This is a genomic window from Shigella sp. FC1567 (genome assembly GCF_001743015.1).
GTDB classification, from domain to species: Bacteria; Pseudomonadota; Gammaproteobacteria; order Enterobacterales; family Enterobacteriaceae; genus Escherichia; species Escherichia coli.
Map to the genome: position 1 here is coordinate 1 of NZ_MIIV01000267.1, position 1,549 is coordinate 1,549.

The window sequence follows — 1,549 nt, forward strand, 5'->3', positions numbered from 1 at the left end:
CCGTCGGATTTACTGCTACGTCGCCCTCAGGGAATTAAACCTAAAAAGAAAATCGTCAAAATTAGAGATTCCGGTTTGACACGGAAAGTCATATCAGCGTTAACCGAATGCCGCATTGACGATTCTCCCGATGACAGCGTTACGTTCCATATTGCGATCGTGAAGCCATAGACTGGGCAGCAGGCACGGGAGATTATGACAAAGCAACGGTGCAGGATGTCATGTCAGCGATATGGCGATAAAGGACCGGAACGGCCAATCCAGTGGCCGATAACGGTTCGGCTTATACGGCTCATGAAACACGGCAGTTCGCCAGAGAGTTGAATCTGGAGCCCTGCACGACGGCAGTCAGTAGCCCTCAGAGTAATGGAATAGCAGAACGGTTCGTGAAAACGATGAAGGAAGACTGCATCGCGTTCATGCCGAAACCAAGAATGGCATTGCATAACCTTGCAGTGGCGATCGAGCATTACAATGAAAACCATCCGCATAGTGCGTTGGGTTATCTCTCACCAAGGGAATATCGACGTCAGCGGGTAATGTCAACTTAAGATACAACGACTGTCTGAATATCGTGGGTCAAGGACAGTTCAATGACGTAACGCAGCCATTTTTCTGGCTCCACATCTCATCGCTTACGAAAAAAGTATCGTTTTTTTACAGTAAACTTCATTTAGCCGACTATAATGTAAAAAATAAATTCTTTACTAAAATATAACATAAGGAAGCAATATGCTTACACAAACTATATTCCCTTGCCTTCCACAAAAACAAGAAAATATCATCCTTGAAGTGTCAAATCCTGTATTATTATCTTCTACTGTTACTACAGATGGATATACTGTTTTCAATAAAAAAGCAGCTATATACGAATTACAAATACCTGCTACCAACCGGACGAAAACGTTGAAATTCACTGCTACAGAAATGCAATGGTTGACAAAGATAAATGAAGTAGGAATTGTTGAAAAACAAAGCCAACGGCATTCTAATATCTGAAGTTAATTTCAGACTCGTTTAAGCTCCATTTTCAAAAGAATATATCAGGGTTTGTTACTAATAATTTCTGGAAACAGAAAAAGTAGAGCAGTAATTCTATTTCAGAGAGGAGTAACTCCATCTATCCTCGATACATACTGAACGTTATCGTGATATATTCATCATGCTTTCTTCACCATTATTCGAGTGCAGGGACGCAATGGGTAATGACTCCAACTTACTGATAGTGTTTTATGTTCAGATAATGCCCGATGACCTTGTCATGCAGCTCCACCGATTTTGAGAACGACAGTGACTTCCGTCCCAGCCTTGCCAGATGTTGTCTCAGATTCAGATTATGTCGCTCAATGCGCTGAGTGTAACGCTTGCTGATAACGTGCAGCTTTCCCTTCAGGCGTGATTCATACAGCGGCCAGCCATCCGTCATCCATACCACGACCTCAAAGGCCGACAGCAGGCTCAGAAGACGCTCCAGTGTGGCCAGAGTGCGTTCACCGAAGACGTGCGCCACAACCGTCCTCCGTATCCTGTCATACGCGTAAAACAGCCA

The 1,549-nt window shown here is 43.6% G+C and carries 1 protein-coding gene and 2 pseudogenes; 2 read left to right on the top strand and 1 reads right to left on the bottom strand.

Annotated elements, in window-relative coordinates; all coding sequences use genetic code 11:
* Positions 1-152 precede the first annotated feature (152 nt).
* Both BHE85_RS15370 and ospE2 read left to right on the top strand, forming a co-directional pair.
* Positions 153-551: pseudogene (locus BHE85_RS15370) on the top strand (integrase core domain-containing protein); the annotation flags it as partial.
* Between the two features lie 181 nt (positions 552-732).
* Positions 733-999 carry a type 3 secretion system effector OspE2 gene (gene ospE2 / locus BHE85_RS15375; RefSeq protein ID WP_000957717.1) on the top strand — a complete coding sequence of 89 codons (267 nt, stop codon included), beginning with the start codon at positions 733-735 and terminating at the stop codon, positions 997-999.
* A 217-nt stretch (positions 1,000-1,216) separates the two neighbouring features.
* Here ospE2 and BHE85_RS15380 read toward each other — a convergent pair.
* Positions 1,217-1,549 (bottom strand): annotated as a pseudogene (locus BHE85_RS15380) (IS1-like element IS1X2 family transposase); the annotation flags it as partial.

Bases quoted from the DNA above. Each gene is read 5' to 3' on its own strand.
- ospE2 (WP_000957717.1), top strand. From the start codon at position 733: ATGCTTACACAAACTATATTCCCTTGCCTTCCACAAAAACAAGAAAAT.